The 635-nt window shown below is 46.1% G+C and carries 1 pseudogene; it reads right to left on the bottom strand.

The window, feature by feature from the left end:
- Positions 1–635, bottom strand: a pseudogene (locus A3729_RS00640) (phosphoglucomutase, alpha-D-glucose phosphate-specific); the annotation flags it as partial.

Below are 635 nucleotides of genomic sequence, written 5' to 3'. Positions count from 1 at the left end.
TGTGAGAAAAGGTAATCGATTGCGACTGCTAAGTAGTGATTTGGGTTTAACAAGCCAGAGCTTCGAGTCACAATGCCATGACGGTCGTAATCAGGATCGTTGCCAAAGGCGACATCATATTGGTCTTTTAATTCAATCAACTGACCCATGGCATAAGGTGAGGAACAATCCATACGAATTTTGCCGTCTTTATCAACACGCATAAACGAAAAGCTTGGATCAACCCGCTTATTGACTAACTCCAGGTTCAAACCATAATGCTCGGCAATCGGCTCCCAGTAAGCAATACCACTCCCGCCCATTGGGTCAACACCTATACGCAAGCCGCTTTTGGAAATGGCAGACATATCAACCACAGATTCCAGGTCCTTCACGTAGGGCATGACAAAATCAATTTCTTGCGTACTGCTAGCTGCCAAAGCCTGCGAATAAGAAACCTTTTTTACTTTTTCCATACCTTGAGCTAAAAGTTCATTCGCACGTGCCTGAATCAGGTTAGTAACATCGGTATCTGCAGGCCCACCATGAGGAGGGTTATATTTAAAGCCTCCATCTTGAGGAGGGTTATGGGATGGCGTAATCACCACACCGTCGGCAAGTCCCTGGGTGCGCCCTTGGTTATGACTAAGAATGGC

The organism is Oleiphilus sp. HI0043, from assembly GCF_001634935.1.
Note: the sequence above shows the minus strand (reverse complement) of the source record. Positions and strands in the feature narration are given on the sequence as shown.